The organism is Nonomuraea sp. NPDC003201, from assembly GCF_053590415.1.
In genome coordinates this window covers 1-5,007 of the sequence record NZ_JBSFTC010000529.1, presented here as the reverse complement: position 1 = coordinate 5,007, position 5,007 = coordinate 1, and the positions used below count along the sequence as shown (strand labels likewise).

Here is a 5,007-nt window from a genome sequence, read left to right as displayed (position 1 = left end):
CCGGCCGGTGGGCGGCGAAGGGGCCGCGCCCACCGGTCTGACGGCCACGGTGACGCAGGCCGACGGCATCGCGTTCCGGTGGGCCGACCGGGCCCGCGACGAGGAGGGCTTCCTGCTGGAGGACCGGCCCGCCGGCCGGCCCGACTACCGCGTGACCGCCGTGCTGGCGCCGGACGTCAACGCGTTCGGCCTGGTGACCCTGCCCGAGGAGCGGCACGCGTCGTACCGGGTGCGCGCCTTCCGCTACGGCCCGCCGTCGAACGTCGTCAGACGGACGACCGGCGACCTCCCATCCCCCACCACCGGAGAAGACTGAGCTCACCATGAACAAGCTGTCCGCGGCCGGCGCTCTCTCGCTGGCCGTCACGTTGGCGCTGAGCGCCTGTTCGAGCGGTACGCCGAGCACGTCCGCCGCACCCTCCACCGCGTCCTCCGCCGCGTCCTCCGCCGCGTCCTCCGCCGGGGGCAAGCAGAAGGTCACCTTCCTCGTCTTCCCGTCGCCGAACCTGCCGGAGTCGTACTGGAAGGCCCAGGTCGCGCTGGTGACGAAGGCCAACCCCGACCTCGACGTGGAGCTCGTCGCCGCGCCGTCGGAGTCGGAGCGCAACGACTACGCCAAGCAGCTCGCCGCCTCGGGCCAGCTGCCGGACGTCCAGATCGGCATGCAGGACCTGATCGCGCTGGAGCCGAACCTGGCGACCTGGACCGAGCAGGAGCTCAAGGACTTCATCTGCCCGACCTGCGGGGCGGTCAACGGCAAGGTGCTGCAGCTGCCGGCCAACACCCAGACGATCCCGAACGTCTACTACAGCAAGAAGCTGTTCAAGAAGGCCGGGATCGAGGCGCCGCCGACGACGTACGCCGAGCTGCTCGCCGACGCCGGCAAGCTCCAGGCCGCCGGGATCACGCCGTTCGTGAGCGGCGGGGTGTTCGTCACCTCCCAGCCGTGGACCGCCATCCTGGCCACCGACCTGTACGCCAAGACGCCCGACTGGATCGCCAAGCGGCGCGCCGGCCAGGTGACGTTCGCCGGTGACCCGGCCATGAAGGCGGCCACGCAGAAGTTCGCCGACCTGGCCGCCAAGGGTTTCATCGACAAGCGGCAGATCGGCCAGGACTACCCGAAGACGCAGGAGGCGTTCCTGGGCGGCAAGGGCGCGATGTACCCGATGGGGAGCTGGTTCGCCGCCGCGGCCGACCAGTCGGAGATGAAGGACGACATCGGCGTGTTCGCCTGGCCGAGCGACGACGGGAGCCTGCATCTCCCGGCGTTCACCGGCGGCGGCCTGTCCGTCAGCGCCACGGCCAAGAACATGGCCGCGGCCAAGAAGTTCGCGCTGGCCTTCCAGCTCACCAAGGAGAACCTGGACGCCTCGGTCAAGGCCGACGCGCTCTTCCCCGCCGTCAAGGGCTACACGCCGCCGCCCACCACCGGCCCGGTCTTCAAGGCCGTGTACGACCTGTGGCAGCAGGCGCTCCAGCAGAACGCGACCGTCCCGGCGTTCAGCTGGGAGGCGGGCGACGCGGCGATGCTGCCCGGCATGCAGGGCAAGTTCTGGTCGACCGCGCAGGACCTGGTCAGCGGCAAGAAGACGACGGACCAGGCGCTGGCCTTCCTCGACACCGAATGGGAGAAGAGCGGCTGATGGCCGTCAGCACCACCCATCGCAGGCCCGGCACGCTCACCCGCCGTGGGAGCAGGCGGCCGGCGTGGCCGGGCCTGTGGCACTTCCTGACGTTCGCGGCGCCGGGCACGCTCGTCTACACGTGCCTGGTCCTACTGCCGATCGCGATGAGCGTCGGCTACAGCCTCACCAACCAGGCGCTCCTCAGGCCGAACACGCAGTTCGTGGGCCTGCGCAACTACGCGCTGCTCCTGCGGGACGAGACGTTCCTGAACTCGCTGCGGGTCACCACGATCCTGACGCTGATCGTGGTCATCGTCCCGAACGTGCTCGGCGTGGCCGTCGCCGTCGTCCTCGACCGGCGCGGCTGGCTCTACAACGCGCTGCGCAGCGTCTTCTTCACGCCGATGGTGATCAGCTCCGTGGTCATCAGCGTGATCTGGACGCGCGTGCTCGCCGACGACGGGCCGGTCAACCAGGGGCTGCGGGCCCTCGGCGTGGCCGAGCCGCCGGGCTGGCTGTCCGACCCGGACATCGCGCTGTACTCGCTGGCGTCCATCGTCTGCTGGCAGATGCTCGGCTTCTGCGTGGTCGTCTACCTGGCCGGGCTGCAGGGCGTGCCGCAGGAGCTGGCCGAGGCGGCCGCGATCGACGGGGCGGGGCCGCTGCGCCGCTTCTGGAAGGTGACCTGGCCGCTGCTGGCGCCCGCGCTGACCATCAACACCGTCGTGCTGCTGATCTCGGCGTTCAAGATCTTCGACCACGTGAAGGTCATCACGAACGGCGGCCCGGGCACGGGCACGACGGCCAGCGTGGCGTTCGTCGTCCTGCAGGAGGGGTTCGTGGAGAACCGCACCGGTTACGCCTCCGCCGAGGCGGTCGTCATGCTCGTCGTCATCGCCGCCCTGTCGGTGGTCACGCTGCGGATCCTGCAGCGCAGGGAGGTCCAGCTATGACCGGTTCGCGGCTGCCGTGGGTGCGCCCGCTGGTGGCGCTGGTCATCGGCGCGGTCTTCTTCATCCCCCTCTACATCGCGCTGATCAACGTCTTCAAGGCGAGCGGCCAGGTCTCCCGCGACACGATGTCGCTGCCCGATCCGTTCACCCTGGACAACCTCACCCGCGTGCTGACCGACCCCGACAGCCTCTTCTGGTCGTCGCTGCGCACCAGCGTCGTGGTCACGTCGCTGTCGATCGTCATCCTGACGCTGCTGTCGGCCATGCTGGGCCACTACCTGGCGCGGCACACCCAGTGGTGGTCGCGCGCGGTCATGGTGCTGCTGCTGTGCGGGCTGATGATCCCGCCGCAGGTCATCCTCATCCCGGTCACGCAGGTGCTGAAGTCGCTCGGGCTGATGTCCACGCTCCAGGGACTCATCCTGTTCAACGTCGGCTACTACGTGCCGTTCGGGGTGTTCGTCTTCTCCGGGTTCATGAAGGGAATCCCGCGCGAACTGGAGGAGGCGGCCGCGATCGACGGGGCGACGCGCTGGCAGACGTTCTGGCGCGTCGTCTTCCCCCTCCTGCGGCCGGCCACCGCGAGCGTGCTGATCTTCCTCGGGGTGTGGATCTGGAACGACTTCCTCAACCCGCTGATCATTTACGGCCCCCGCGAGGGCACGACGATCATGACGGGCGTGTACAAGTCGCTCGGCCAGTACGCGGCGGACTTCGGCGGCATGTTCGCGCTGATGTTCCTGGCCACGCTGCCGATCCTGGTCTTCTACCTGCTGCTGCAGAAGCAGTTCGTCAAGGGCCTCACGGGCGGCGCGACGAAGGGGTGACGGCCTCCTCCAGGCGGATGCCCGGGGGCAGGCCCTTGACCGTGGCGGTGCCGTCGTGGTCCACCCGTACCTCGACCTCGGCGTCCGCCACGCGCAGCCCGGCGGTCAGCGCGCCCAGGGGCGCGCCGGACAGCGGGCGCAGCTCCACCCGGCCCGCCGGCACGTCGGGGTAGAGCCCGGTGGCCACGTGGGCGATGACGACCGCGGCGGCGGCCGACCACGCCTGGGGGCGGCAGGAGGCCGGGTAGGCCACCGGGCGGCCCACCCGGTCCCGGGTGTCGCCCGCGAACAGCTCCGGCAGCCGGTAGCCGAACGACTCGGCCGCCTCCAGCAGGCCTTCGGCCAGGGTGGTGGCCTGCTCGTCGAAGCCCTCCCTGGCCAGGCCGGCGATGACGATGGCCGTGTCGTGCGGCCAGACGGATCCGCAGTGGTACGACAGCGGGCTGAACCCGCCCTCCTCCGACGACATCGTCCGCAGCCCGAACGCCTCCGCCATGCCGGGAGAGGCCAGCAGGCCGGCGACCTGGACCGACTCCTCGCGCGAGAGCAGGCCGGTGCCGAGCAGGTGGCCGATGTTGCTGGTCAGGGAGTTCACGGGGCGCTTGTCGCGGTCGAGGGCGAGCGCCGGGAAGGGGCCCTGGGGTCCGTCGACCCAGAAGGCGGCGCGGAAGCGCTCGGCCAGCGTCCCGGCGTAGTCACGCCATCGGCCGGCCCCCGGGAGGTCGAAGGCGTCCAGGAGGGCGGCCCCGTGCAGGGCGGCCTGGTGGGCGTAGCCCTGCACCTCCGCCAGCGCGATCGGCGGCTCGGCCTGGCGGCCGTCATGGAAGCGCACCGAGTCGCCCGAGTCCTTCCAGCCCTGGTTGGCCAGGCCGCGGCCGCTGGAGTCGATGTACTCGAGGAACCCGTCCCCGTCGGGGTCGGCGTGGTCGGCGAGCCAGCCCAGCGCGGCCTGGAGGTTCGGCAGCAGCGCTCGCACCTCGGAGTCCGGCAGGCCCCAGCGCCACGCGTCGTGCAGCAGGCTGATCCAGAGCGGGGTGGCGTCGATGGTGCCGTAGTACGCGGCGGGCAGCCGCCCGCCCTTGTCATTCAGGTCGAAGGCGTCCCGGCGCAGCTCGTGCATGATCTTGCCCGGGGCCTCGCCGGAGTCCGGGTCGAGGCGCCGGCCCTGGCGGCGGGCCAGGACGCGCAGGGTGCCCGCGGCCAGCCGGGTGCCGAGCGGCAGGAGCATGCGCGCCGCCCAGATGCTGTCCCTGCCGAAGAGGGTCAGGAACCAGGGCGCGCCGGCCGCGAGAAAGGTGTCGCCGGGCTCGCCGGGCTCGGCCAGCCGCAGCGAGCGCAGGTCTTCGAGCGACTGGTCCAGCAGCCGGGTGACGCGCCGGTCGGCGGCGGTGACGCGCGGCGGGGTCCATTCGAGGGTCGCGGCGGGGGGCACGGCGACCGCGGCGGGGTCCTCGACGGCGAGCTCCCAGCGCAGGGTGGCCCGGCCGCGGGGGGGCAGGCTCACCTCCCACCGCAGGCAGGCCCCGTCGCCCGCCGTCGCGTGGGCGCCGTGGCCGGTGACGGTGACGCGGGCGCTGTCGGCATGCCAGGTCAGGCGTC

The 5,007-nt window shown here is 71.6% G+C and carries 5 protein-coding genes; 4 read left to right on the top strand and 1 reads right to left on the bottom strand.

The genetic code is table 11. The features are described 5' to 3' along the window. From ACWDX9_RS59895 to ACWDX9_RS59880, 4 genes are all read left to right on the top strand, one after another. The coding region (locus ACWDX9_RS59895; protein ID WP_449972745.1) for a hypothetical protein at positions 1–316 on the top strand (316 nt) is incomplete at its 5' end. Between the two features lie 7 nt (positions 317–323). Continuing rightward, positions 324–1,646, top strand: coding sequence for an ABC transporter substrate-binding protein (locus ACWDX9_RS59890; RefSeq protein ID WP_449972742.1), 1,323 nt, complete (start codon positions 324–326; stop codon positions 1,644–1,646). Continuing rightward, positions 1,646–2,581: a carbohydrate ABC transporter permease gene (locus ACWDX9_RS59885; protein WP_350742822.1), complete on the top strand. Its 936-nt coding sequence runs from the start codon at positions 1,646–1,648 to the stop codon at positions 2,579–2,581. The genes ACWDX9_RS59890 and ACWDX9_RS59885 overlap by 1 nt, the downstream gene beginning before the upstream one ends. Continuing rightward, positions 2,578–3,408: a carbohydrate ABC transporter permease gene (locus tag ACWDX9_RS59880; protein ID WP_350742823.1), complete on the top strand. Its 831-nt coding sequence runs from the start codon at positions 2,578–2,580 to the stop codon at positions 3,406–3,408. Before ACWDX9_RS59885 ends, ACWDX9_RS59880 begins: the two co-directional genes overlap by 4 nt. Here ACWDX9_RS59880 and ACWDX9_RS59875 read toward each other — a convergent pair. After that, a partial coding sequence (locus ACWDX9_RS59875) for an amylo-alpha-1,6-glucosidase (RefSeq protein ID WP_449972739.1) occupies positions 3,383–5,007 on the bottom strand: 1,625 nt, incomplete at its 5' end. The genes ACWDX9_RS59880 and ACWDX9_RS59875 overlap by 26 nt on opposite strands.